Genomic DNA, 23,812 nt, shown 5'->3' with positions numbered 1-23,812 from the left:
CATATGGAACATGAGAATTACATGCGCCGGGCATTGGCCTTAGCTCAAGAGGCGGCAAACGCCGGAGAAGTGCCGGTGGGCTGCGTCATCGTCCGGGACGGATGTATTGTGGGCGAGGGGCGCAACCGCCGGGAGGAGCTGTCCGCCGCCGCCTCCCACGCGGAGATGGAGGCCATCGCCGCCGCCAACCGGCATCTGGGCAGTTGGCGGCTGGACGGCTGCGCGCTGTATGTGACGCTGGAGCCTTGCCCCATGTGCGCCGGGGCGATTTTGAACGCTCGTATTTCCAAAGTATTCTATGGCGCGCGGGACCCCGCCTTCGGCGCTTGCGGCGGCGTGACGAATCTGTTCATGGAGGACTTCCCCAATCCGCCCGCGCTGGTAGGCGGCGTACTGGCGGAGGAATGCAGGGCCGTGCTGGCGGCATTTTTTCAAAAGCTGCGAGGCGGCGAAGATACAAAACGGTGAAAATTTGTTGGACAGGCGCGGGATTTAAGACTTTTGTAACAATTTCGGCTGGTTTTGTTAATAGAACTCCTGTATCTTAATACTTGCAAGAGACAAAACTTCTTTTCATCCAATCTTCCAAAGCAAAACAGGCCAGCCTGCCGGCTGGCCTGTTTTGCTTTTTCATTTACAAACGTGCATTGTGTTTCGGCCCTGCCATGCGAAAGGCGCAAACCAGCCGCCTTGGAACCTTAATCGGCAAGCAGCTTCATCCGTTGGATTCTTTCACATCCGCACCGCGCCTGCCTGCCGTGAACTGTGCCGCACATGGCAAAGCTCAGAGCGTCTCCGCCAGCGCCGCCGCCCGGGCACAGGCTTCCGCCACAAGGGCGTCCGCGTCCGCGCCGTCCAGATCCAGCCCGTCCGCCGCCACGCAGTCCAGCGCTCCGAAGCCGAAAAATTTCTGGATGGCCCGCAGATAAGGTAAGGCCTGCTCCATGGGGTCGCCGGGCGCATATGCCGCGCCCCGGGTGGTGAGGAACACGCACCGCTCCGCCCGGCAAAGGCCGCGCAGCCCCTCTTCCGTCCCGCGGAAGGTGATTCCCTCCACCGACACGTTTTCAATGTAAATTTTCAGCAGAGCCGGAAAGCTCATGTCCCAAAACGGCGCGGCGATCACCACCAGATCGGCCGCCGCCAGCTGCCGCGCCCGGTCAAACCGCACATCGTCGATTTTCCCGGTCTGAAGCAGTTCTTCCCGTCCCGCAAAAAATTCGCCGCTGAGTGGACGCAGGTCCTCCCGCATCAGATTTACCGTGGTCACCTTCCAAGTTTTCGGCAGCGCGGCAAGAAACGCCTCCGCCACCTTCCGCGTGCGGGACTGTTTGCCCCGAATGCAGCAGTCAATGTACAACGCCCGCTTCACAGCACCCTCCGTTCCTGCCCGCCGCCAGAGGCGGCTTTCCTCTTTGGCAGATTTCATTTTATTTTATATAAATAGTATACTAACCCCGAAAAGCCCCGTCAAGAGGGATCGCGCACATTGGCACAAAGTCCGCACCGGCGAGGAAGCCCCCTGCGCCTCGCATCACATCATTCGGCAAGCAATTCTTTCGTGGTCGTCCGCTCTCGTTTTTTCTCTTGACAGGTTCAGTCTATTGTTATAGACTGCATATAGTCTATGATAATAGACCAAGGAGGCCGCTATGACATATAAACTCTGTGACAGTGAGTATCGGTTCATGCAGGTGGTGTGGGACGCCGCGCCGGTTTCCTCCCCCGCGCTGGTGGAACTGTGCCAAGAAAAGCTGGGGTGGAAGAAATCCACCACCTACACCGTCCTGAAAAAGCTGTGCGGCAAGGGCTTGCTGAAAAACGAAAATACGCTGGTGAGCGTGCTGGCCCCGCGCGAGACGGTGACCGCCGAAGCAGCGGAGGATTTCGTGGAAAAGGCGTTTTCCGGGAGCCTGCCGTCGTTTTTGACCGCGTTTATGGGCGGGCGAACGCTCTCTAATCAGGAGGCGGAGGAGTTGAAGCGTCTGATCGACGCTCATAGGGAGGGTGCGCAATGACAGCTTTGACGGCGTTTTTTCAAGCCTTGCTGGACTTGAGCCTGACGGCTCTTCCGGTGATGGGAGCGGTGCTGCTGGCGCGGTTTTGTCTGCGCCCCGCGCCAAAGAAGTACAGCTATGTTCTTTGGGCCGTGGTGGCATTCCGACTGGTGTGTCCCGTGAGTCTTCCCTCCCCCATGAGCCTGTTCAACTCCGCGCCCGTGCAGACTGCGCAGGAGACGGCGCAGAGCGTCATCCGGGAGTTTGGACAAACGGCGATTCCCCTTCTATCGGATCACACGGCCCACTCCACCCCCGCTGCGCCGCAGAACGCGCCGGAGGCCATCACAACGATGCCCGTCTCCCCCATGGAGGTTCTGGCGCTGCTCTGGGTGGTGGGCCTGAGCGCAATGCTGGTTTGGGTGGTGATCTCCGATCTGCGAATCCGGCGGAACGTGGCACAGGCGGTGCGGCTGGAGGACGGCGTTTTCCAGTGCGACGGGTTGAAGACTCCCTTTGTGCTGGGGTTTTTCCGTCCAAAGATCTACGTTCCCTTCCGTATGGAACCGGGAGAACTGGCGCACATTCTGCTTCACGAGCGGACGCACCTGCGCCGGGGCGATCTCTGGTGGAAGCTGCTGGGATTTGGAATTCTCACGGTCTACTGGTGGAATCCGGCGGTTTGGCTGTGCCACAATCTGTTTTGCCGGGACATGGAAATGAGCTGCGACGAGGCGGTTTTGCGAAAGCTGGGGCCGGAAGTAAAACAGCTTTACTCCCTGTCTCTCGTCTCCTTCGCCGCCGGACGGCGCTTCCCCGCAACCGGGCCGCTGGCCTTTGGGGAAAACGACGCCAAGCCCCGGGTGAAAAACATCCTGCGCTGGAAGCGGGCGGCTCCCGCCGCCGCGTTTTTAGCGACGGCGCTGTGCCTTGTCGCGGCGGTGATCTGCGGCACGAATGCGCCGGTGGGCAGGGGCTGGGCCCAGACATCAGGAACTGTCAGCGCGGGAGGACGGACGGCGCTGGAATTTTCCTATTCCGTACCCGGAGACATCAACTCCTGCCTTTTTTACGAGGATGTATACGACCACGGGGAACTGGTTGCCCGAAACCCAGTGTGCTATTTTGATTTTAACGCCGAGACAAATCACGCGCCCCGGCGGGGAACCGCGTCTCTCGCCGGGTATATGGACACCGGATTTTCCAGCGGCGGGTGGCATTTCTCACTGCCGATTGACGGTGGAAACGCGGGCTACCCCTATCCTTCGGCACTTCCTCAGCGGGACTATTGTGCGCTGGTCGGCCCGGCCTATCCTGGTCAGAACGGGGACAAAACCCGCCGTGCGCTGAGCGAGCTGGACGTTGTGGGCGTGCTCAAACTGTCCGACGACGACGGGCGGCTTTCCGGAACCGGTTCCGTCTTTGAAAGCTTCTCCCCCGCCGCGCTGTTTGCCGATGGGTTCACAGACGTGGCGGCAGTCCTTCGAGTAGAGTTTTCCCGTCTTGGCGGCGAGGAGCTGCGGCAGGAGTTTTTATCCAACGGCCCCGGAGCCGGCGCCGCGCAGGACGGCAACCAGATCACGGTGAAAGGCGCCTCCGCCGGCGTAGGCGTGGATTTCGTGGCGGAGCTTGCAAAACCGGTGCGGTCTTGGGCCATCTATGAGGACGTCTACGACCATGGCGTTCTGGTTTCCAGCATACCCCGAATCTCAGACGGCTTTTTGGAAGACGGAACCGGCATCACCTCCCGGAATTTTTCCGGAACTCTGACCTGTGAAGTCTCTTATGACGGGACAGGTACGAATTTCGGCAATGCGCTTCATTGCAGCTACGGTGAAACCGGCTCTCCCGCTATGGCGGAGTGGACGGTCGGTCTTCCTGCGGCAGGGTATAACGGGGCGGGCATGATCCCCGGCTATATAGACTCGCTCGACGGCAGGAAATCCCCCACGAAAAAGACCTTCTCTCTGGCGGATGCCCACGAAGCTGTTCTGCTCACTTACCTTTTTTCGGAGACAAGCACCGGCTTCACGGCCTATCAGGCCGGGAAAGATCCCACCCAAATCAACGACGGAGCGGTGCGGTTCCGGCTGGTAACCTCCGTGGAGAGCGGCTCCGGCTCGTTATCCAGCAGCGCCATGCGGCTTTACGCCCTGAAAAATCCCTACATAGGCGATGCCGCGGCAGATGGAAAGCTGTTGAATGCGCTGGGAATCGGCGATTTCGGCGACTACAAGCTGGAACTGTTCACCGCCGAACGCCCCTATATACTTCAGATCAATTTCCAAAACGAACCGTCCAACCCGGACGCATTAGACGCAGCCATGTTTGAACCAGCCACACTGCTGCTGGCTCTGATTGACAATCTGGAAGAAGTCCGCTGGACCTACCCGAAGACACAAGACGACAAGCCCACGCTTGTCACTGTCTATTTTAAAGAGGACAACGCCCTCTGCCCCGCCGGGATGACAACCAAGGACTGCGGTGCAAACCTTCAGAATCTACAAACGCTTCTGGACTATCTGGGCGTGGAGACTAGCGTGGCGAACAGCGGGTCCTGAGCAAACGCGAGAGATTTCCCCATAAAACCATGTGGTATTTCATTTTGCGCTCTCTGCTCACTCCAATGAAATCCCGAACGGCAAAAAGCAGCCGCCATCCTTTCGGATGGCGGCTGCTGCATATTTTCTATTTTCACTTTTCCGCAAGCGAAGCAGATCGCTTTTGGGTACTTTTGCAGTTTCCCCGGCTCACAGCTCCTTGACGGTGTAAAATACGGCCAGAATGAAGACCACAATTCCCAGCGTCCACAGGGCATAATAGGCAATTGTGGCACTAAAGAGGGACAGCACGGTGGCAATGGCGGAAAGGCCGCAGGTGGCGAAGAGAATCGTGCAGTCCGCGTCCTTAGGGAGAATACGGACATTGCCCAGCATTCCGTCGGCCCGCTCGATCTTCCGGGCGGTCAAAGCAGCGGCAGCCAGCAGAACCAGATACACACACGCCCCCACAATTACATAGGTCTTCCAATAGATATTATCCACCCCGTGGCGGCAGACCCAAGTGGCAAACAATCCGGTTCCTAAAATCGTCATAGCATAGAAGCAGTCCCGCGCATACAAGCACCAAAGAACGCCCAGCAGCATCACCGCCGCCGTGACCACGCAGAGGATCGTCGTACCGGAGGGATAGACCGTTTTAACAAGCCAGTTGCCCGCAGAAAAGAACATTCCCGCAAAGATCACGGTCCAAGCCAGCGTCCGCTTCCACCCCGCCGTCTTCCGCCAGACAACGGCTAAAATCACGCCCAGCACAAGGACGGCGGCTCCGATTCCGATCATGGTGGGCATAGCTGCGTCCCAGCCCAGCATCTGATCCACATTGCCGTTGATATAATATTTCCGGACCATCAGCAGATAAATTTCCGCCAAGCATCCTCCAATGAAAAATTTAAGCGCACCGTTCAGGGGCGCGTTGTCCTTCTTGAGTTCGTCCGCTTTGTTCTTCTTCGGCATTTATTGCAACCTCCATGGGCAATTTTAGAATCAGCGCAAATATGTGCCCGCGCATATCGTGTTATTTTAGCAGATTGTTTGCGTTTTTGCAAGGGCTTTCCGTAAAAAAGGCGGCAAGGGGCGGCTGTGCCGCTTGTCCGGCGAACAAAACCGTGCTATACTGATAATTCACGGAACATTCGTCTTTTTTCCAAATTTTTAAAGCGAGGGAAACGATTCATGAAACGATTTTTAGCTGCCGTATTCTGCATGGCGCTTTTTTGCAGTCTGACGGGCTGTAAAAGCACCGGAGAAAGCTCGGCGGAATTTTATGCTATGGACACCACCATGAACGTCACCGCCTACGGTACGGGCGCGAAAAGCGCCGTGAGCGAGACGCAGGCAGAGGTGGACCGGCTGGAGGCCCTGCTCTCCCGCACCCGGAGCGACAGCGAAGTCAGCGCCATCAACAGCGGCGCGGCGGACGCGCCGGTGGCCGTCAGCATTGAGACAGCGGGGCTTTTGAACGCCGCTTGGAGTTACAGCCACACCACCAACGGCGCGTTCGATATCACCATCGCCCCTGTGGTTTCCGCATGGGGTTTTACCACGGATCATTATCAGGTACCGACCCAGCCGGCGCTGGACGCGCTTTTAAACGCCGTGGATTACACGGGCGTTTTGGTAGAGGGCATTTCAAGCAGTTCTGCGCGGGTGACGCTGCGGAAGGGGCAGGCCGTCGATCTGGGCGGCATCGCCAAAGGATACGCCTCCGACTGTGTGGAGGCGATTCTGTCCGAAAACGGTGTGGAACGTGCTATGGCCTCCCTCGGCGGCAACATCTATGTCCGGGGAACCAAGCCGGACGGGAGCGCATGGCGCGTGGGGGTGCAGGACCCTGACCGTTCCGGCGGCTTTGTGGGGGTTCTGTCCCTGTCGGACGCCTTCGCTGTGACCTCCGGCGGCTATCAGCGGTATTTTGAGCAGGACGGCAAGCGCTATCACCATATCATCGACCCCGCCACCGGCTATCCGGCGGAAAGCGGCCTCACCTCCGTCACCATTGTGGCGGATGGAAACAAGACGGAGACACCGAATACTCCCGGAAACGGAACCATGTGCGACGCATTTTCCACCGCCATGTTCGTCATGGGCGAAGAGAAGGCTGCGGAATTCTGGCGCTCCGGCGCATATAATTTCCAGATGGTGTTGGTGACAGAGGACGGCCGGGTACTGGTGACGGACGGCCTTGCGGACAAATTTGAGCAGGAGGATGGCAGCGGCTATGCCTATGAAACAATCTCCCGCACTCCGTCCTAAACCTGCGGACGCGCTGGTGGTGCTGGCGGTCATTCTGCTGGCGTGCGCCATGGTGGCGGCTGTTTGGGGCGGCGGACGGGGCCTCACCGCCACCGTCTCTGTGAACGGTCAAGTGACGGAAACCGTGGACCTCTCCCGTCTAAGCGATCCGGTGGTGCGAGAACTGAGCGCAAACGGTTATACGCTCCATGTCCGCCTGTTCTCCGGCGGGGCGGAGGTTGTGGATTCTACCTGTCCAAATCAGGACTGCGTTCACACCGGGCACATCACCCAAGCGGGGCAGAGCATTGTGTGCCTGCCCGCGCGGATTTCGGTGACGCTGTCCGGCGGGGCAGAAAACGGCGTAGACGCCGTATTGGGGTGAGCGCATGAAGCTGACGACAAAGCAATTGACGCTGTGCGCCGTGCTGACGGCGCTGGCGCTGGCACTGAGCTACGTGGAAAATTTTCTTCCGCTCTCTCTGGCGGTACCCCTGCCGGGAGTAAAGCTGGGCCTTGCCAACATTGTCACGGTCTTTGCGCTGTATGCGCTGGGAGCGGGGCAGGCATTTTTGATTCTGATTGCCCGGTGTACGCTGGGCGCACTGTTCGCGGGAAATCTAAACGCGCTGCTGTTCTCCCTGTTCGGGGGGCTTTCGGCCATGGCGGTCATGGCGCTGCTGTCCCGCTCCAAACATCTTTCGCTCTACGGCGTATCCATCGGCGGCGCGGCGGCCCACAACTGCGGACAAATCGCCGCGGCGATGCTGACGCTGGGCAACACGGCTCCGCTTTATTATCTCCCCCTCCTGCTGGGGGTATCCCTGTTTACCGGAGCCTTGACGGGCTTTGCGGCGGGGCTTTTGTTCCGGGCACTGGAACACACTTCGTTAAGGAAAGCGTGAGCGTATGGAAAGAAAGGACATCAGCAAAAAAGATCAGATCATTTTGCAGCAGCTGGACGTGATCCGCACCATGACGGAGAACAATTTGAACCGGATGGGAACGGATTTCTGGGGCCACCCCGCCACCCCGCCGGAGCCGACCCAGCCCCAAACACCATCCGCACCTCCCAGCCCGCCCCCGCTGAAAACCGGCGGTGAAAGCAGCGGCTTCGGCAATTCCGCCGCCTCCACCGGAAACGACGACACGAAAGCCCCGGCGCAGACTGCCCCGCCCCCGGAGAAGATCGAGGATCTGCAAGCGGAACTAGACGGCTATATCGGTCTTTCCTCCATTAAAAAAGAGGTAACAAATCTCATCAATATGGTAACGGTCTACAAGCTGCGCAAGGATCATGGTCTGCCCACCACGGACCTCTCTCTCCACATGGTTTTCTCCGGCAATCCCGGCACCGGAAAAACCACCGTGGCCCGGCTGATGGCCCGCATTTACCACAGTCTCGGCATCCTCTCCAAGGGCCAGCTGGTGGAGGTGGACCGCAGCGGTCTGGTGGCGGGCTACGTCGGGCAGACCGCTATCAAGACCACTAAGGTCATTGACTCCGCCATCGGCGGCGTGCTGTTCATTGACGAGGCTTACGCCCTCAACGGCAGGGCGGAAAATGATTTCGGGCAGGAGGCCATCGACACCCTTTTAAAGGCCATGGAGGATCACCGGGACGATCTGGTGGTCATCGTGGCGGGGTATGACGGACTGATGGACGACTTCATACACTCCAACCCCGGACTTGAATCCCGGTTCAACCGCTTTTTGCATTTTGACGACTACAATTTGGAGGAAATGCTGTCCATTTTTGATCAGCAGTGCAAAAAGGGGTGCTATGAGCTGGATCAGGAGACGCGGGAGATGGTTCGGGACTTCATTCAGGAGGAAAACACAAATTCCATCTCTTTTGGCAACGCCCGGGGCGTACGCAACATCTTCGAGCAGATTTTGGTGAATCAGGCCAACCGTCTGGCCTTGCAGGAACAGGTGTCCAAAGAGGATCTGATGCAGATTACTCCCCGGGATATTCTCATGGCCCGGGGTATGGAGGAGAACGCAAATTTCCCCGCTCCAGCCGAAGAAAAAGCCTCCGCGTCAAAAGAAAACCAGCCATTGCAAGAAGGAGAAGATACCCCATGAAAGTTCTGGTACTGGCCCCAAAGTCCCGCTACGATACCTATGGGCCGGAGACGCCCACCAGCAAAGCCGCCCAACTGATTTTTTGCGACCGGGAGGGAACGGAGGCCGAGTGGCTGGCCGCCGGAGGGGATGCGGACGCGCTGTTTGTCACCCCGGTGACCGCGATTTCAGCAGCGTTCATCGCACAAATGCCCCATCTAAAACTGATCCACTCCGAGGGCGTGGGCTTTGACCGCATTGATCTGGAGGCCGCCAAGGCCCGGGGCATCTATGTGTGCAACAACGCCGGGTGCAATGCGGCGGCAGTGTCCGAACTGAGCATCACGCTGATGAGCATGCTGCTCCATCGAGTCCTCTGGGGCGACCGGATGGTACGTCAGGGCCATCAGGGCGAGGCCGTGCGGCTGATGGAACAGGACATTCCGTCAGACCTGTCCCTTTCTACCGTGGGTTTGATTGGCTTTGGCGCGATTGGGCAGGCCGTGGCGGAGCGGCTGCGGCCCTATGGCAGCGAGGTCTTTTACTTCGCACCCCATCGTCGGGATGAGGAGACAGAAATCCGGCTGAACGCCCGCTATCTACCTCTGGAGGAATTAGCGGCCCGGTGCGACATTCTCAGTCTCCACCTGCCCGCAAACACTGCCAGCCACCATTTGGTAAATGAGGAATTTCTCTCCTGCGTGAAACCCACGGCGTTTCTGGTGAACACCGCCCGGGGCGCAATTATCGACGACGAGGCCCTGTGCGCCGCCCTCCGGGAAGACCGGCTGGCAGGCGCGGCGGTGGATTGCTATGAACCGGAGCCTGCGGGGGCGGATCATCCGCTGGTTCGTCTGGCGGCAGAATACCCGGACAAGCTGATCCTCTGCCCCCATTACGGCGGTCTGTCCAAGTCTGCCTTCCGCGCGGCTCACCGAATGCTGTTTGAGGATTTGGAGAGCGTGATGGCGGGTCGGCGGCCCCAGCGGGTCGTCAACGACCTGTAAGCCGCAGAGGAATATCCTGCCATCAAAATTTGGCCGCATCCTGAAGCCAAAAGCGCCGACGCAGCCTTTCGGTTTCAAGACGGGGAGAGGAGTTTTCCATGAAGGCTGCGCTTATTCAGTTGGCGGGCGGCTCCGGCGCCAAAGCCGCCGACATTGCTCTGGCCTGTGAAAAAATTCGAGAGGCAGCGGCAAACGGCGCCGATCTTGCGATCCTGCCGGAGATGTTCTGCTGTCCCTATGACAACGCCTGTTTTCAAGCGTTCGGCGAGGAGTCGGGCGGCGAGGCCCAAACCGCCCTATCCAATCTTGCAAAAGAATTGGGCATTTACATCGTGGGCGGCTCGGTCCCGGAGCTGGCGGACGGAACGGTTTATAACACCTCCTATGTCTATGGCCGGGCCGGTCAGGAGCTTGCCCGGCACCGGAAGGTCCATCTTTTTGACATCGACGTGGCGGGCGGACAGCGTTTTTTTGAGTCCGACGTTCTCTCTCCCGGCGACCAAATTACCACATTTGAAACAGAATTCGGCATGATGGGCCTTTGCATCTGCTTCGACCTGCGGTTTGAGGAACTGAGTCGGTGCATGGCGCTGCGGGGCGCGAAGTGCATTTTCGTCCCAGCGGCGTTCAACATGACCACCGGCCCGGCCCACTGGGAGCTTTTATTCCGTCAGCGGGCAGTGGATAACCAGTGCTTTACTGTGGGAGTCTCCCCTGCTCGAAACGCCGCCGCGTCTTACGTGGCTTACGGCAATTCCATTGCTGTGGACCCTTGGGGAACGGTGCTGTGCCGCGCTGGAGCGGAGGCGGAGATTTTGTACGCCCAGCTGGATTTGGACCGTGTGGAGGCAATCCGTGCTCAACTGCCCATCCTCTCCGCGCGGCGGACCGACCTGTATGAACTGCGGGAGCTGTGACCTTACAGCGTCCTCTTTTTTTCGGAGCAGTTGGATGTGCGCTGGACAAAGAACTCCCACACCGGAAAACCAATCAAAAAAGACCCGATGCGGCTAAAGCCGCATCGGGTTCTCTTTTTTATACGGAACGTCTCAGTGATTCAGATGCGTATTGTCAAATCCGTAAGGCAGCAGTTCTTTCAGCGGCAGTGCCAGCTCATCTCCCGCGCCGTTGAGGCAGATGACCTCCAGCTCCGGCGCAAATTCCTGCATGAACTGGCGGCACATGCCGCAGGGGACACAATAGTCCTCGCTCCGCCCAGCCACCACAATGCGGACGAAGTCCCGGTGGCCCTCGCTGATGGCCTTGCTCATGGCGGTGCGTTCCGCGCAGATTCCCACGGGGTAGGCCGCATTTTCAATGTTACAGCCGGTGAAAACCGTACCGTCGGCGCACTCCAGCGCCGCGCCCACCGGAAAATGGGAATAGGGGCAGTAGGCCCTGTCCAACATCCCGATTGCCGCAGCTTTCAACTCCTCGCGTGTCATAAAAATTCCTCCTTATGATGCTTTGGGCGTCCACTTGACGCCAAGGTCCGGCCGGACACTCAAATCAATGATGTCACGGGCATCATAGAACTGCGAATACCAACCCAGCACCTTGTCGCTGCCCCGCAGCGTGGTGCCATCCGGGTGGAGCCGGTCGCAGATAACGGCGCAGGTGTCGCTCTTGATTTTAGAGTAGGAACTGATCCCCACGGAGGCAAACACCTGAAATCCCTGAGACTGCAAATATTGGAAAATAGGACCGGTCTGCTTCACGTCGTCCCCGTCGGGTCGGGCGCCGTGGGGATAGAAAATGATATTCGTGGGTCCCACAAGACTTCCCACCTCGTCCATCCATTTCTGGGTGTCGGCCTTCACGGTTTCCAGTGACTTGGTCGCCAAATTAATATGCCCCCAAGTGTGGCTGCCAAAGGTCCAGCCGGTGCGCTTCAGCTCCGCGATAATAGGCTTCACCGCCTCGATCTCCTTCTGGCGGTTGGCTTCGTGGGCGGCGGAGGTGTCTTCCCGTTCCGTCTGTGTCCGATAGCCAAGAATGCCGCAGTATCCCGTGAGGGAGAAACAGCCCTTGGCCCCAAAGGGAGAGAAGTCCGGGTGCTCACGGACGAATTTATCCAAAATCGTGGTGGCATCCAAATCCTGCGAGATGACCTCGTTGCCCTGCGGGTCCTTTCCCTCCGTCCAGATCAGGCCGTCGTCTCCGATAATCAATTTATATGTGAAGCCATCCTCCAGCATGTAGGGATAGTAGTTCACATCGTCAAAGGACAGGACCAGCGGCTTTTTTCCCTCGGGAACATAAAGGGTGTTTTTGACCATGACAGGGTTTCCGGACGCATCCGTGGACTCCGACCAAATATCGTGCATGTCCACGAGAATATAGCCCTTTTCATACACGCTCTGCAAAATTTTGTTATACTCGCCCACGGTGACCATCCAGTCGTCCAAACCGTTGGACTGTGCGTCTCCGTCAAAGGCCAGCTCCGGATAGGCAATGACCGGGTGGAAAAACAGATGCTCCACCACACCGTCCCATGCGACATAAGGGACGCCGTCCTTTTCCCCTCCGGCGGGTTCCACCTTGGGGTCCGAAATCTCATACGGTTCAAGCTGGGGCTTTTCCGGCTCGCTGGCGGCGGAGGAGGATGCGGCTGAACCGGAGGCGCTGCTTCCACCGCCGGAACCGGCGGAGGCGGAAGGGGCCGCGCCGCAGGCGGCCAGAGATGTTAACAGGGTAAATGCCAATAAAATCGGCAGGAATCGACGCATAGAAAAAGACATCCTTTCTGAAATTTTTGCTTTGTATAATGCAGTATACCAGTTTATTCGACGAAAAAAAACACAAAAGGGTGACAAATTACTATTTTCCGCTGTTTTACAAGAATCATTCCATTGTCTCGGTTGATCTATCAGGGCAAAAAAGTCCATGGGGTAAAGAATTTGGATAACCCCCTAAATCATACTTGACAAATAGGAAAAGTGTGATATATTCAAATCATAGTAATTGAATATGAATTAGAAGGAGGACCTATCCATGCGTGTTTATGCGGATAATGCGGCTACCACCGCTGTCAGCGATACGGCTCTGGCCGCGATGCTGCCCTGTTTTCAGGAGTTTTATGGCAATCCGTCCAGCCTGCACACCGTCGGCCAGCAGGCGTCGGAAAAGCTGTCTCTGGCCCGGCAGGTTTTTGCCAAGAGATTGAATTGTGAGCCCAGTGAGATCACGTTCACGTCCGGCGGCAGTGAGGCGGACAACCAAGCCCTGCGTTCCGCCGCCGCCGCGGGCGCCAAAAAGGGAAAAAAGCATATCATCTCCACAAAGTTTGAGCATCATGCCATTTTGCACACGCTGGAACGGCTGGAAAAAGAGGGTTTTGAAATCACTCTGCTGGAGATTCCGAAATCTGGCGTGATCTCCCCGGAGCAGGTACGCGCAGCGCTCCGGCCGGACACCTGCCTTGTCAGCGTGATGTTTGCCAACAACGAGATTGGCACCATTCAGCCCATTCCCGAGATTGGGAAGCTGTGCCGCGAAACGGGGGTTCTCTTCCATACCGACGCGGTGCAGGCGGCGGGCCATCTTCGTATTGACGTAAAAGCCATGGACATTGATATGCTGAGTCTTTCCGCCCACAAGTTCCATGGGCCGAAGGGCGTGGGCGTTCTGTATGTCCGCAAAGGCTGCGTCCCTCTGGTAAACGTGATCTGCGGCGGCGCACAGGAGCGTGGCAAGCGGGCCGGAACCGAAAACATTCCCGGCATTGTCGGCGCTGCGGCGGCATTTGACGAGTCCTGCGCCAACATGGAAAAAAACGCGGCCAAGATGACCGCTCTGCGGGATAAGCTGATCGACGGACTGACCAAAGTTCCCCACAGCATCCTCAACGGCGAGCGGGAGCATCGCCTTCCCGGCAATGTGAACCTGTGCTTCGAGGGGATTGAGGGCGAGTCGCTGCTGCTGCTGTTGGATCAAAAGGGCGTGTGTGCCTCCTCCGGCAGCGCCTGCACCTCCGGGTCCTTGGACCCCAGCCATGTGCTGCTGGCGCTGGGTCTGCCCCACGAGGTGGCCCACGGATCGCTGCGGTTGAGCCTGAGCGAATATAACACCGAAGAGGAAATCGACCACATTCTGGCGGTAACGCCCGGAATTGTGGAGTATCTGCGAAACATCTCCCCGGTGTGGGACGAGCTGGAACACGGCCAGCGCAAGCATGTTATTTAAATTTGAAGGGAGCGTTTGAAGATGCTGTACAGTGAGAAAGTGATGGACCACTTCCAGAATCCCCGGAATGTTGGCAAGATGGACGATGCCGACGGCGTGGGCGAGGTGGGCAACGCCAAGTGTGGCGATATTATGCGGATGTATATTAAGGTGGACAAGGACAGCCAGACCATCAGCGATGTAAAATTCAACACCTTTGGCTGCGGCAGCGCCATTGCCACCAGTTCCATGGCCACCGAGATGATTAAGGGCAAGCCTGTCAAGGACGCGCTCACGCTCTCCAATCGGGCCGTCGTGGAGGCGCTGGACGGTCTGCCGACCCACAAGCTCCACTGTTCCGTTCTGGCGGAGCAGGCAGTAAAGGCCGCCGTCAAGGACTATTATGATAAGAACGGCATCGCCTACGGCGACGAACTGAACGTCTGCGACCACGACTGCGAACACTGCACGGGGGAATAAACCCACAAAAAAGCGAAGCCGGCATTGCCGTCCCGCCTTATAAATCAAAACGCGCCGCAGAACGATGTGTTCTGCGGCGCGTTTTGCGTTATTCTTCTACTCTGCCGGCTTCTCCGCTTTGAGATTCTGCGTCTGCGGAGGCCGAGGCGGTATGCTTCACTTTGTCGTCCGGGTTCACATCGGAGGGAGGATAGCAATCCGCGTAAGATTCTTCGTAGTTTTTCTGGTTCTGCTCATTGCTGGGCGACATCCGCTTCAGATCCAGCGCAAACGCCAGAACGAAGCCCAGCCCATAACCCGTAATCACAGCGGTGGAGCCAAAATGAATCACCAGCGCGGTGATCACGCCGCATAGAATAATCGTTAGGCTGGAAACCTGCGCAATCCGCAAAAACGCCACGCGGGCGTTAAATCCGGGACAAGTCTCTTTATGCCGCCGGGTCAGAGGAATGGAAGAAAACAGGGCCACGGCAGCCTGAATGCCAACAGCAGCCATCAGAATGAATCCACCTGCGGCGGAACCGAAAAAGAAGGGAAGATCGTTGAAACTCATAATTGAAACCTCCTGAATTGAAAAGGGCGCACAGGGCCGTGCTTCGCCGCCGGACGGTACCTGGGCCAAATGCCGTTTATTTCCAAGGCGTTCACCGTTTTGGGATATGTACGTTGTATCATACACCGTTTTTTAAGGATGCACAAGTTTTTTCCCACCGTCCGCTCGCCCCCTCCCCTCCTTTCCCTAAATCTTCGCAAAAAATCTCCCCGCTGTAACGACTGTCCGCCAGCGTTTCGGGGTGGGCGCATCGTCCCAGATGATTAATTCGCGAACACAAATCGCGTATAACCGCATATATGTATGCAGGGGGCAATTGCTTCGGCGGTCGGTATCTCCCCCATCAAATCAGCCGAACCGATATCGGGTCGCGCAATCGCACAGATTTTATGCAGAGTCTTGCAGCTTTCGGCCCGTTGGAAAGGAGCTATTATGGATATGAACACCTTGGGGCTTGCCTCCGTGGCGGCAATCACCGTCATTTGTTATCTGGTGGGCCTTGTGATCAAGGCCACGCCTTTTCGCAACGATCAGTATATTCCCGTTGCCTGTGGTCTAACAGGGGGCATTCTGGGGCTTGTGGCGCTGTATACGCATATGCCTCAGTTCCCCGCCGCCGACCCGCTGACCGCAGTCGCCGTGGGCATTACAAGCGGCCTTGCGGCCACGGGCGTCAATCAGGCAGTAAAACAATTGGGCGGAGGAAGATAGCTTCCAACGCATAAAATATTTTACCGGGTTCGGGCCCCGCCCTGTAAACAACGTTATTCACAATAGACCTCCTTTTTAGAATTTCTCACCTTTTTCTGATTTTCTAAGATCGATTAGGCAAATATATTTCAATATAAAAAGTGCCGGCAATTGCTTCAAAAAGCAGTTGCCGGCACTTGTCAAGTATAAACGCTTTAGAGCCGTAATTTTCACTTCATTTTTCAGTCAGCATCCGCTTCAACTTACCGTTTTCGTTGATAGAATCCTTCTCAAGAAGCGGTGGGCCTGCCGTGCATAGAACATGGCCCAAAGCGCAGCGGCAATTTCCTTACGGTATCCCGCATGGTTTTTTTGTCTTTATTTCGGTCCACGGGTTTTCAGCCGCGCCATTGCCCGTGCCAGCGCGGCCTTGGAATTATAGTATTCCACCACGCTCTGCTTATGGCGCAGGCGCTCTTCGGCGCGTTCCCGTGCCGCCTCCGCCCGTTTAATGTCAATCTCCTCAGGATGCTCGACAGAGGCGATCAGCACAACGGCATACTCCGGCGTGATTTCGGCAAACCCTCCCGAGACGGACGCCGACTGCCATTCCCCGTTTACCTTGTATTTCAGTTCACCCGGTTCTATGGCGGTCACTGTGGGCTCATGGCCGGCCAAAACGCCGTACTGACCGTCCTGAATCGGCAAAATCAGTCCTTCAGCAGGACCGATGTAAAACTGCCGATCTACGGAGATGATCTCCAGATAAAAGGTCTTTTCCATGAAAAAGCTATCCTTCCTTCACGATGACAGGGATTGTCAGACGGCGCCCAGTTTTTTTGCCTTTTCCATCGCTTCGTCAATCGTACCCACGTTGCTGAAGGCGGCCTCCGGATACCGGTCGGTCTCGCCGCCCAAAATAGCCTCAAAGCTGCGGAGGGAGTCCTCCAGCTTTACATAACAGCCCTTCAGCCCGGTAAAGGGCTCTGCAACAAAGAATGGCTGGGACAAAAACTGCTGGACCCGGCGGGCCCGCTCCACGGTGAGGCGGTCCTCCCCGGACAGCTCCTCCATTCCCAAGATAGCGATGATGTCCTGCAGCTCGCTGTACCGCTGCAAAAGCTCCTGAATGGCGCGGGCGGTTTTGTAGTGGCGCTCGCCTACCACCTCGGGTTCCAGAATTCGAGAGCTGGACTCCAGCGGGTCCACGGCGGGATAGATTCCCATCTCAACAATCTTTCGGGACAGCACGGTGGTGGCGTCCAGATGGGCAAAGGTGGTGGCGGGCGCGGGGTCAGTCAGATCGTCGGCAGGTACGTAAACGGCCTGAACCGAGGTGATGGCCCCGTCCTTTGTAGAGGCAATCCGCTCCTGAAGAGAACCCATCTCATTGGCCAGCGTGGGCTGATAGCCCACGGCAGAGGGCATCCGTCCCATCAGAGCCGAAACCTCGCTGCCGGCCTGCACATAACGGAAAATATTATCGATAAAGAGGAGCACATCCTGCTTCTCCCGGTCCCGGAAATACTCGGCCATGGTCAAACCCGTGAGAGCCACCCGCATCCGCGCTCCGGGAGGTTCGTTCATCTGGCCGAAGACCAGAGCCGTCTTGGAAAGGACGCCGGAGTTGGTCATCTCGTGCCACAGGTCGCTGCCCTCCCGGGTGCGCTCTCCCACGCCGGTGAAGACGGAGTAGCCGCCGTGTTCCGTGGCGATGTTATGAATCAGCTCTTGGATCAACACGGTTTTCCCCACACCGGCACCGCCGAACAGGCCGATCTTTCCGCCTCTTGCATAAGGAGCCAGCAAGTCGATGACCTTGATCCCCGTTTCCTGAATATCCACCACGGGGCTTTGATCCTCAAACCGGGGCGGCTGGCGATGAATGGGCCATTGTTCCTTTGCGCCCACCTCGCCCTTTTCATCGATGGGCTCGCCCAGCACGTTGAACATGCGGCCAAGCGTTTTTTCACCCACCGGCACTGCAATCGGGCCGCCGGTGGAGGCTGCTTCCATTCCCCGGCCCAGCCCCTCGCTGGGTGAGAGCATAATGCAGCGGACGGTGTGATTGCCCATGTGCTGGGCGACCTCCATCACGGCTCTTTCGCCGTTTAACGGGACCCAAATCGCGTCCAGAATGTGGGGAAGCTCTCCGGCGGGAAACTCTACATCTACCACCGGTCCCATAACCTGAACGACGGTCCCCTTATTTTCAGACATAAGAATCACTCTTTCTTGACTTGTTCACAGGCTCCTGCCGTTATTTTCCGGCGGCCTGCGCGCCGCCCACCACCTCGGTGATTTCCTGCGTGATGGCGGCCTGACGGGCACGATTGTACTCCAAACTCAGCTGCCGCAGCAAATCTCCGGCGTTTTTGGTGGAGGCGTCCATGGCCGACATCCTTGCCTGCTGCTCGGAGCAAAAAGACTCCACCAGCGTGCTGAACATCATGCCGTTCACATAGTGGGGCACAAGAGCGGAGAGCACCGCGGTTTCGGATGGAACGTAGCTCACGGTCCCTGCGCTCTTATCCCGGCGGTCCCATGGAAACGCATCCCGGTCCAACGGCAGCAATTTCACCTCACGTGGCTCCAGCCGAAGCGGCGTCACCATTTCGGTGTAAATCACCCGCAGTTCGTCCAGCCGCTCGCAGCGATACTCCTCCACCAAGAAACGGCCGATTTCACGGGCCCGGTGCATGTTGGGATTTTGAGCGGTATATTCAAACTCCATTTCAAAAGGAATTTTCCGCTCGCGGCACCAGGCCACGCCCACCTGTCCCACCAGAAACAGGCGGCAGCCGGGATGCTCCACCGTAGCCTTCTCCGTCAGCTTCAGGACATTATGGTTATAGGCTCCGGCCAGCCCCTTGTCGCCGGTGATCACCATATACCCAACCTTCCGTTCTTCCTCATGCGCCTTGGACCGTGTATCCAGATAAAGATTCGACATCTCCGGAGAGCGGTGAAGGATATCGGTGATGGTGGTTTCGATTTTTTCAAAATAGGGCTTTACATCGCTCAACTGCTTCCGGGCCTTGCGCAGGTTGTTGGAAGAGATCAGGTACATGGCGTTCGTGATCTTCCGGGTTTCCTGCACACTCCGAATATGGGTGCGGATTTCCTGCATGTTCGCCACGGGAGATCACCGCCCTTTCTCTTGCGCGGGTGATAGGACGCGGTGCTTGTAGGATTCCAGTTCCGTGCGGATCGTCTGTGCCGCAGCATCCGAAATGGTTCCGGTTGTCTGGATATCCGTCATCACATCGGAATGGACAGCGTCCATCTCGTCGGCAAAGCCCTGAACAAATTCCCTTACCTGCTCCAGAGGAACGTCGTCCACCAGCCCTCCTGTGGCAACAAAGAGGATGACGGCCTGCCGGGATACCGGCAGGGGGTGGTAGAGCGGCTGGCGCAGCAGTTCCATCATGCGCTTGCCATGGTCCAGCAGCCGCTGGGTGGCCGGGTCTAGATCGGAGGCAAACTGATTGAATACCTCCAGCTCCCGGAATCGGGCCAGATCAATCCGCAGGGTTCCGGCCGTCTTTTTCACGGCCTTTGTCTGCGCGTCTCCGCCCACGCGGGATACCGAAAGTCCCACGTTCACGGCGGGCCGCTGTCCGGAGAAAAACAAGCTGGTTTCCAGATAAATCTGGCCATCGGTAATGGAGATTACATTGGTGGGAATATAGGCGGACACATCGCCCGCCTGCGTCTCAACGATGGGGAGTGCGGTCATGGAGCCGCCGCCATATTTTTTCGTCAGGCGGCAGGCCCGCTCCAAAAGCCGGGAGTGCAGGTAAAACACGTCGCCGGGATACGCCTCGCGACCGGGGGAACGCTTTAAAAGCAGGGACAGCGTACGATAGGCCACCGCATGCTTGGACAGATCGTCATAAACGATTAAAACATCCTTCCCCTGCCCCATGAAGTACTCACCCACAGCCGCACCGGCATAGGGGGCGATATACTGCAGCGGCGCCGGGTCGCTGGCCGTGGCGGCAATAATCACCGAGTAATCCATGGCTCCGAATTTTTCCAAGGTATTGCGCACACGGGCCACGCTGGACGCCTTTTGTCCAATGGCCACGTAGATGCACACCACATTCTGTCCCTTCTGGTTGATGATTGCGTCCACCGCGATAGCGGTCTTTCCGGTTTGCCGGTCTCCGATAATCAGTTCCCGCTGGCCCCGACCAATGGGTACCATGGCGTCTATGGCCAGAATGCCGGTCTGAAGGGGCACCTTTACCGGCTCACGAGTCACAACGCCGCTGGCCTCGTGCTCAATGGGTCGGGTTTCGGTGGTTTCGATTGGCCCGCGCCCGTCGATGGGAGCGCCCAGCGCGTTCACCACGCGGCCCAGCATCGCGTCGCCCACGGGCACGTCGGTGGCGCGTCCGGTCCGCCGGACCGTGGAGCCTTCGCCCAAGCCGTCTTCCCAGCCCAAAAGCACACAGCCCACGCTGTCCCGTTCCAAATTCATCACCATGCCGCACACGCCGGTTTCAAATTCCACCAGCTCACCGTAAACGGCGTTATTCAGGCCGTAGACCGTGGCAATGCCGTCGCCCACATCCAGAATAGTGCCGGTTTCACTGCGCTGGGTTCTGTTGTCAAAACCTGAGATTTCCTCGCGCAGAACGGAGATAATCTCATCCGATTCCATTTTCATATCATTCGCCTCTCTTGCAGCTGCCGAGCCAGACTGCGGAGCTGGCCGCGGACGCTATGGTCATAGGTGACTCCGTCGATCTTCAGGAGAAAGCCGCCCAAAAGGTCTGGGTCTGTCGTAATTTTCAAAAAGATTCGATCCCGGTGGTGCAGTTTGCACAAGGCCGCTCGAATTTTTTCCTGCCGCGCCTCATCTGGAATCCGGACGCACCGCATCTCGCACACTGCGGTATTATGCCTTTCCAAATCCAGCGTTTGAAAGGCTTCCGCAATCTCCGGCAGGAGTTTCATACGGCCCTTTTTTGCCAAGAGCCGGTAAAAGTCCAACAGCCGGGGATCATCTGAAAACAGGGGCAGGCGGATAAGCACCCGCTCTTTTGCCCGCCAGTCGATGGTAGGGTCCTCCAGCGTCTCCCGCAGTGGAGTGCAGCCGCCGATGAACTGGGCGGCATCCGCAAAGCGCTCTGCGTCCGGAACGAGATCATAGCAGGCCGCAGCATAGCGGCGGGCAAGCTCACTCATTCCCGTCACCCGTTTCGGAGAGGAACGCGTCCACCATAGCCAGATCGCTCTGGCTGTCCAGTTCCTTTTGCGCCACCTTGGCAGCCGCAATCAAAGCCAGCTGGGCCACCTCTTTCCGAGCGCCCCGGAGCATACTTTCCCGCTCTGCCTCCAGCTGTTTCCGCGTTGTATCCACCAGCTGCCGGGCATCGGCCTGCGCCGCATCCAAAGTGGACTGATACTTCTGCTGCGCCTGCACCTTTGTCCGGGCCAAAAGCTCCGCGCTCTCCTGCCGAGCCTGTCCGAGCTTTTCTTCATACTGCCGGTGCAGCTGCTCGGCTTGCTCCTTTTCCCGCGCAGCGCCGTCCAGTTCATTCTGGACCGTCTGTGCCCGCTGGTCCAGAATGGCCGTGACCTTTCCAAACAGAAAGTGCCGGAGAAACAGCCAGAGCACCAGTAGATTCAGAATCGTAAATACAATCGTATAGGGGTTAAAGTCCAACACAGGGATCGTCCCCTTTACTTCAAAATGATGATTGCCAGACCGATGACAAAGCCGTAGATTGCGGTGGCCTCGGCAAGCGCGCAGCCAAGCAGAAGGTTGCTTCTGATCTGACTGGCGGCCTCCGGCTGACGGGCGATGGCCTCGGTGGCCTTGCCGGTGGCGATTCCAATGCCAATACCGGCTCCAATTCCTGTTAATACGGCGATTGCTGCTCCAATTGCGACGAACATAATAAGTTCCTCCTTCAAATAATTCCGCTGAAATAAATAGATTTACGCTTCCTGCTCCAGCGCCTCTCCGGTAAAGAGGGCGGTGAGGAAAACAAACACAATGGTTTGAATGAACCCATCAAAAATATCGAAATAAAGGCTGAACGCCACAGGCACCGCGACGGGAACAAGCGCCTTGATCAGCTCCATGATCACAAAAGACCCCAGCACATTGCCAAAGAGCCGCATACACAGCGACAGCGGGCGGATTGCAATCTCCATCACATTGATGGGCAATAACAAAGGCAATGGCTCCGCGAATTTATGAAACCCTCCGCGCAGACCCAGAAAGCGGAACGAGCCTCCATAAATCAAAAAGACGCTGGTAATGGCCAGGCCCGCAGTCACGCTCACATCCTTGGTGGGCGGCGTAAGCCCCAGAATGCCGCTCAGGTTGGCACAGGCAATATACACAGCCACCGTACCCAGCCAAGGGGCAAAGGAGCGCCAGTGACGACCGATGTTCTCCTCGGCAAAGCGGTTTAAAAAGCTCACCGCCATCTCCAGCAGCGACTGAACCCGCCCCGGCCGGTCCGGTTTCAGCCTTCGCACGGTCAAAAGCACACAGATCATGATGAGCGCCATTAAAATCCAGCTCGTCAGAACCGAATCCGCCACCGGAATCCCACCGAACACTGGAATGGTAAAGGCGATTCCGTTCTGAAGCTTCGCCGTCAGCATATTTTGAATCCCAGACAAAATAAACATCACCTCCTATAAATTTGACAAAGTTGCACCTCTTTTGCAGCAGATGGAATAAAATTTTGCCGCCTGTCGGACGGTATCCGGCAAGCGGAGGACAGCGCCATGCAACGTGTCTGCTGGACTCCGGAACTTATCCGCCATATCACGCACATATTCGGCGGACTTCCCCCTCAAGCGAACCCACCGTCCTTTTGCTGCGTCTCGGGGCTCCCTTGCTTTTGTTGCAAGAGCACATTATAATGACTCAAGCGCAACTTGTAAAATGTATATTTGAAATATTTGCCATATCAAAATAGTATGGCAATTCATACGATTGTGAGGTGTATTTTATGTCAGTTAACTATGATTATTACCGAACTTTCTATTTTGTTGCCAAAAGCAGGAGCTTTTCCCGGGCTGCCGAAATTATGCTGAGCAGTCAGCCGAATGTCACGCGCGCCATGAACAATCTGGAGCAAGAGCTGGGCTGCCGGCTCTTCGTCCGTTCCAATCGGGGCATCACCCTGACGCCGGAGGGGGAAAAGCTGTTTGCTCATGTGTCTGTGGCCTATGAACAGCTGCAGGCGGGTGAGACGGAATTGGCAAACAACAAGAGCCTGCAGAGCGGGACCGTCTCTATCGCTGCCAATGAGACGGCGCTTCACGGCATCCTTCTGCCAAAGCTCCGCCAGTTACATAAGAACTATCCCGGCTTTCGCATCCGCATCGCCAACTATGCAACGCCGCAGGCCATTCTGGCCCTCAAATACGGCCTTTTGGAGTTGGCTGTGGTTACCACGCCCACCGGCGTAAGAAAACCTCTCCGGGAGGTTCCGTTAAAGCCCTTTCAAGAGATCTTGATAGGGGGGCCGGAGTTTTCCTTTTTAAAGGGTGAGACGCTGTGCCTCAAGGACCTGCAGAGTTATCCGCTCATCTGCCTTGGGGCGGACACCAAGACGTTTGAGTTCTATGACCGCTTCTTTTGGGAGCATGGCCTCGCGCTGCATCTGGATATGGAAACCGCTACCACAGATCAAGTGCTGCCTTTGGTGAAAAGCGGCTTGGGTCTTGGGTTTTTGCCGGAAACTCTTGCTGCGGAGGCTCTTGAGCGCAAGGAGGTTTTTCAGATCCATCTGAAAGAATCCATTCCGGAACGAAATATCTGTCTGGTAAAGGACACGCTCCGCCCGCTCAGCATCGCCGCGAAGGAGCTGGAAAAACTGCTGCGGCAGCCTTGATTTGATTCAGGCATCATTAACTCGATTCACCCTAGAATTTGATGGGCCAAATCGGTGGTATAGCAAGATCATACGCTGAATACAGACGTCTTGTGAGGGATATGGATACTTGTTATAGACAGAGCCAGATGAATATATGATAGGATCAAGAAAACCACTCGCCCCCTATGGGGTGAGTGGTTTTACTTAT

The 23,812-nt window shown here is 57.1% G+C and carries 26 protein-coding genes; 13 read left to right on the top strand and 13 right to left on the bottom strand.

Translation table 11 applies throughout. From position 1 onward, the window contains the following. Nucleotides 1-3 precede the first annotated feature (3 nt). On the top strand, nt 4-468 hold the full coding sequence (locus tag ON16_RS14440) for a nucleoside deaminase (protein WP_040664157.1): 465 nt from the start codon (nt 4-6) through the stop codon (nt 466-468). Between the two features lie 316 nt (nt 469-784). Here the strand turns inward: ON16_RS14440 and ON16_RS14435 are convergent, their stop codons facing one another. Next, entirely contained in the window at nt 785-1,372 is a 588-nt protein-coding gene (locus tag ON16_RS14435; RefSeq protein WP_040664155.1) for an NAD(P)H-dependent oxidoreductase, read from the bottom strand. A gap of 280 nt (nt 1,373-1,652) precedes the next feature. On the opposite strand from ON16_RS14435, the gene ON16_RS14430 reads away from it, so the two are divergent. Next, complete coding sequence (locus ON16_RS14430) at nt 1,653-2,018, top strand: BlaI/MecI/CopY family transcriptional regulator (protein WP_040664153.1); 366 nt, start codon at nt 1,653-1,655, stop codon at nt 2,016-2,018. Next, a complete protein-coding gene (locus ON16_RS15195; RefSeq protein WP_051131804.1) occupies nt 2,015-4,558 on the top strand; it encodes a M56 family metallopeptidase in 2,544 nt (847 codons plus the stop codon). Before ON16_RS14430 ends, ON16_RS15195 begins: the two co-directional genes overlap by 4 nt. A 189-nt stretch (nt 4,559-4,747) precedes the next feature. Here ON16_RS15195 and ON16_RS14420 read toward each other — a convergent pair whose 3' ends face one another. After that, a complete protein-coding gene (locus ON16_RS14420; protein ID WP_040664151.1) occupies nt 4,748-5,512 on the bottom strand; it encodes a hypothetical protein in 765 nt (254 codons plus the stop codon). Nucleotides 5,513-5,731: 219 nt separating this feature from the next. Between ON16_RS14420 and ON16_RS14415 the strand changes: the two genes are divergently transcribed. The 6 genes from ON16_RS14415 to ON16_RS14390 all read left to right on the top strand — a co-directional run bounded on the left by ON16_RS14415 (nt 5,732) and on the right by ON16_RS14390 (nt 10,781). After that, a complete protein-coding gene (locus tag ON16_RS14415; RefSeq protein WP_051131803.1) occupies nt 5,732-6,811 on the top strand; it encodes an FAD:protein FMN transferase in 1,080 nt (359 codons plus the stop codon). Continuing rightward, nucleotides 6,777-7,175 (top strand): NusG domain II-containing protein, encoded by a 399-nt coding sequence (locus tag ON16_RS14410; protein WP_158441634.1) that lies wholly within the window; start codon nt 6,777-6,779, stop codon nt 7,173-7,175. The genes ON16_RS14415 and ON16_RS14410 overlap by 35 nt, the downstream gene beginning before the upstream one ends. 4 nt (nt 7,176-7,179) lie before the next feature. Then, entirely contained in the window at nt 7,180-7,695 is a 516-nt protein-coding gene (locus ON16_RS14405; protein ID WP_040664148.1) for a Gx transporter family protein, read from the top strand. A 4-nt stretch (nt 7,696-7,699) separates the two neighbouring features. Next, nucleotides 7,700-8,878, top strand: a complete 1,179-nt coding sequence (locus tag ON16_RS14400) for an AAA family ATPase (RefSeq protein WP_040664145.1) — start codon at nt 7,700-7,702, stop codon at nt 8,876-8,878. After that, nucleotides 8,875-9,864, top strand: coding sequence for a 2-hydroxyacid dehydrogenase (locus ON16_RS14395; protein ID WP_040664142.1), 990 nt, complete (start codon nt 8,875-8,877; stop codon nt 9,862-9,864). The genes ON16_RS14400 and ON16_RS14395 overlap by 4 nt, the downstream gene beginning before the upstream one ends. 98 nt (nt 9,865-9,962) lie before the next feature. Beyond that, on the top strand, nt 9,963-10,781 hold the full coding sequence (locus ON16_RS14390) for a carbon-nitrogen hydrolase family protein (RefSeq protein WP_040664138.1): 819 nt from the start codon (nt 9,963-9,965) through the stop codon (nt 10,779-10,781). Between the two features lie 132 nt (nt 10,782-10,913). On the opposite strand, the gene cdd is transcribed toward ON16_RS14390, so the two are convergent. Both cdd and ON16_RS14380 read right to left on the bottom strand, forming a co-directional pair. Beyond that, a complete protein-coding gene (gene cdd / locus ON16_RS14385) occupies nt 10,914-11,309 on the bottom strand; it encodes a cytidine deaminase (protein WP_040664135.1) in 396 nt (131 codons plus the stop codon). A gap of 12 nt (nt 11,310-11,321) precedes the next feature. Then, entirely contained in the window at nt 11,322-12,593 is a 1,272-nt protein-coding gene (locus tag ON16_RS14380; RefSeq protein WP_193372965.1) for a polysaccharide deacetylase family protein, read from the bottom strand. Nucleotides 12,594-12,858: 265 nt separating this feature from the next. On the opposite strand from ON16_RS14380, the gene nifS reads away from it, so the two are divergent. Together nifS and nifU are read left to right on the top strand one after the other, a co-directional pair. Then, nucleotides 12,859-14,049: a cysteine desulfurase NifS gene (gene nifS, locus ON16_RS14375; RefSeq protein ID WP_040664129.1), complete on the top strand. Its 1,191-nt coding sequence runs from the start codon at nt 12,859-12,861 to the stop codon at nt 14,047-14,049. A gap of 21 nt (nt 14,050-14,070) precedes the next feature. Then, the gene (gene nifU / locus ON16_RS14370) at nt 14,071-14,508 is read left to right on the top strand and encodes a Fe-S cluster assembly scaffold protein NifU (RefSeq protein ID WP_040664126.1); all 438 of its coding nucleotides are present in this window, start codon (nt 14,071-14,073) and stop codon (nt 14,506-14,508) included. A gap of 88 nt (nt 14,509-14,596) precedes the next feature. Here the strand turns inward: nifU and ON16_RS14365 are convergent, their stop codons facing one another. After that, nucleotides 14,597-15,061: a hypothetical protein gene (locus tag ON16_RS14365; RefSeq protein WP_040664123.1), complete on the bottom strand. Its 465-nt coding sequence runs from the start codon at nt 15,059-15,061 to the stop codon at nt 14,597-14,599. A 432-nt stretch (nt 15,062-15,493) separates the two neighbouring features. On the opposite strand from ON16_RS14365, the gene ON16_RS14360 reads away from it, so the two are divergent. Beyond that, nucleotides 15,494-15,772 carry a phage holin family protein gene (locus ON16_RS14360; protein WP_040664119.1) on the top strand — a complete coding sequence of 93 codons (279 nt, stop codon included), beginning with the start codon at nt 15,494-15,496 and terminating at the stop codon, nt 15,770-15,772. 357 nt (nt 15,773-16,129) lie between these two features. Here ON16_RS14360 and atpC read toward each other — a convergent pair whose 3' ends face one another. The 8 genes from atpC to ON16_RS14320 are packed head-to-tail and all read right to left on the bottom strand — an operon-like array spanning nt 16,130 to nt 22,408. Continuing rightward, a complete protein-coding gene (atpC, locus tag ON16_RS14355) occupies nt 16,130-16,534 on the bottom strand; it encodes an ATP synthase F1 subunit epsilon (protein WP_040664116.1) in 405 nt (134 codons plus the stop codon). A 36-nt stretch (nt 16,535-16,570) separates the two neighbouring features. Next, entirely contained in the window at nt 16,571-17,971 is a 1,401-nt protein-coding gene (gene atpD / locus ON16_RS14350) for a F0F1 ATP synthase subunit beta (RefSeq protein WP_040664113.1), read from the bottom strand. Between the two features lie 40 nt (nt 17,972-18,011). Further along, nucleotides 18,012-18,881 carry an ATP synthase F1 subunit gamma gene (gene atpG / locus ON16_RS14345; RefSeq protein ID WP_369384324.1) on the bottom strand — a complete coding sequence of 290 codons (870 nt, stop codon included), beginning with the start codon at nt 18,879-18,881 and terminating at the stop codon, nt 18,012-18,014. A gap of 15 nt (nt 18,882-18,896) precedes the next feature. Beyond that, nucleotides 18,897-20,426: a F0F1 ATP synthase subunit alpha gene (atpA, locus tag ON16_RS14340; protein WP_040664107.1), complete on the bottom strand. Its 1,530-nt coding sequence runs from the start codon at nt 20,424-20,426 to the stop codon at nt 18,897-18,899. Continuing rightward, nucleotides 20,423-20,947, bottom strand: coding sequence for an ATP synthase F1 subunit delta (gene atpH / locus ON16_RS14335; RefSeq protein WP_040664104.1), 525 nt, complete (start codon nt 20,945-20,947; stop codon nt 20,423-20,425). Before atpH ends, atpA begins: the two co-directional genes overlap by 4 nt. Continuing rightward, nucleotides 20,940-21,431: a F0F1 ATP synthase subunit B gene (atpF, locus tag ON16_RS14330; protein WP_040664101.1), complete on the bottom strand. Its 492-nt coding sequence runs from the start codon at nt 21,429-21,431 to the stop codon at nt 20,940-20,942. The genes atpH and atpF overlap by 8 nt, the downstream gene beginning before the upstream one ends. Before the next feature lie 14 nt (nt 21,432-21,445). Next, complete coding sequence (atpE, locus tag ON16_RS14325; RefSeq protein ID WP_040664098.1) at nt 21,446-21,661, bottom strand: ATP synthase F0 subunit C; 216 nt, start codon at nt 21,659-21,661, stop codon at nt 21,446-21,448. Nucleotides 21,662-21,703: 42 nt separating this feature from the next. Beyond that, nucleotides 21,704-22,408, bottom strand: a complete 705-nt coding sequence (locus ON16_RS14320; RefSeq protein WP_081579732.1) for a F0F1 ATP synthase subunit A — start codon at nt 22,406-22,408, stop codon at nt 21,704-21,706. A gap of 326 nt (nt 22,409-22,734) precedes the next feature. On the opposite strand from ON16_RS14320, the gene ON16_RS14315 reads away from it, so the two are divergent. Continuing rightward, nucleotides 22,735-23,622 (top strand): LysR family transcriptional regulator, encoded by an 888-nt coding sequence (locus ON16_RS14315; RefSeq protein WP_040664095.1) that lies wholly within the window; start codon nt 22,735-22,737, stop codon nt 23,620-23,622. Nucleotides 23,623-23,812: the final 190 nt, after the last annotated feature.

The organism is Oscillibacter ruminantium GH1, from assembly GCF_000307265.1.
Lineage (GTDB): Bacteria > Bacillota > Clostridia > Oscillospirales > Oscillospiraceae > Oscillibacter > Oscillibacter ruminantium.
Note: the sequence above shows the minus strand (reverse complement) of the source record. Positions and strands in the feature narration are given on the sequence as shown.

Coding starts and splice junctions, on each gene's coding strand:
- ON16_RS14440 (WP_040664157.1), top strand. CDS start 4: ATGGAACATGAGAATTACATGCGCCGGGCATTGGCCTTAGCTCAAGAG.
- ON16_RS14430 (WP_040664153.1), top strand. CDS start 1,653: ATGACATATAAACTCTGTGACAGTGAGTATCGGTTCATGCAGGTGGTG.
- ON16_RS15195 (WP_051131804.1), top strand. CDS start 2,015: ATGACAGCTTTGACGGCGTTTTTTCAAGCCTTGCTGGACTTGAGCCTG.
- ON16_RS14420 (WP_040664151.1), bottom strand. CDS start 5,512: ATGCCGAAGAAGAACAAAGCGGACGAACTCAAGAAGGACAACGCGCCC.
- ON16_RS14415 (WP_051131803.1), top strand. CDS start 5,732: ATGAAACGATTTTTAGCTGCCGTATTCTGCATGGCGCTTTTTTGCAGT.
- ON16_RS14410 (WP_158441634.1), top strand. CDS start 6,777: ATGCCTATGAAACAATCTCCCGCACTCCGTCCTAAACCTGCGGACGCG.
- ON16_RS14405 (WP_040664148.1), top strand. CDS start 7,180: ATGAAGCTGACGACAAAGCAATTGACGCTGTGCGCCGTGCTGACGGCG.
- ON16_RS14400 (WP_040664145.1), top strand. CDS start 7,700: ATGGAAAGAAAGGACATCAGCAAAAAAGATCAGATCATTTTGCAGCAG.
- ON16_RS14395 (WP_040664142.1), top strand. CDS start 8,875: ATGAAAGTTCTGGTACTGGCCCCAAAGTCCCGCTACGATACCTATGGG.
- ON16_RS14390 (WP_040664138.1), top strand. CDS start 9,963: ATGAAGGCTGCGCTTATTCAGTTGGCGGGCGGCTCCGGCGCCAAAGCC.
- cdd (WP_040664135.1), bottom strand. CDS start 11,309: ATGACACGCGAGGAGTTGAAAGCTGCGGCAATCGGGATGTTGGACAGG.
- ON16_RS14380 (WP_193372965.1), bottom strand. CDS start 12,593: ATGCGTCGATTCCTGCCGATTTTATTGGCATTTACCCTGTTAACATCT.
- nifS (WP_040664129.1), top strand. CDS start 12,859: ATGCGTGTTTATGCGGATAATGCGGCTACCACCGCTGTCAGCGATACG.
- nifU (WP_040664126.1), top strand. CDS start 14,071: ATGCTGTACAGTGAGAAAGTGATGGACCACTTCCAGAATCCCCGGAAT.
- ON16_RS14365 (WP_040664123.1), bottom strand. CDS start 15,061: ATGAGTTTCAACGATCTTCCCTTCTTTTTCGGTTCCGCCGCAGGTGGA.
- ON16_RS14360 (WP_040664119.1), top strand. CDS start 15,494: ATGGATATGAACACCTTGGGGCTTGCCTCCGTGGCGGCAATCACCGTC.
- atpC (WP_040664116.1), bottom strand. CDS start 16,534: ATGGAAAAGACCTTTTATCTGGAGATCATCTCCGTAGATCGGCAGTTT.
- atpD (WP_040664113.1), bottom strand. CDS start 17,971: ATGTCTGAAAATAAGGGGACCGTCGTTCAGGTTATGGGACCGGTGGTA.
- atpG (WP_369384324.1), bottom strand. CDS start 18,881: ATGCAGGAAATCCGCACCCATATTCGGAGTGTGCAGGAAACCCGGAAG.
- atpA (WP_040664107.1), bottom strand. CDS start 20,426: ATGAAAATGGAATCGGATGAGATTATCTCCGTTCTGCGCGAGGAAATC.
- atpH (WP_040664104.1), bottom strand. CDS start 20,947: ATGAGTGAGCTTGCCCGCCGCTATGCTGCGGCCTGCTATGATCTCGTT.
- atpE (WP_040664098.1), bottom strand. CDS start 21,661: ATGTTCGTCGCAATTGGAGCAGCAATCGCCGTATTAACAGGAATTGGA.
- ON16_RS14320 (WP_081579732.1), bottom strand. CDS start 22,408: ATGTTTATTTTGTCTGGGATTCAAAATATGCTGACGGCGAAGCTTCAG.
- ON16_RS14315 (WP_040664095.1), top strand. CDS start 22,735: ATGTCAGTTAACTATGATTATTACCGAACTTTCTATTTTGTTGCCAAA.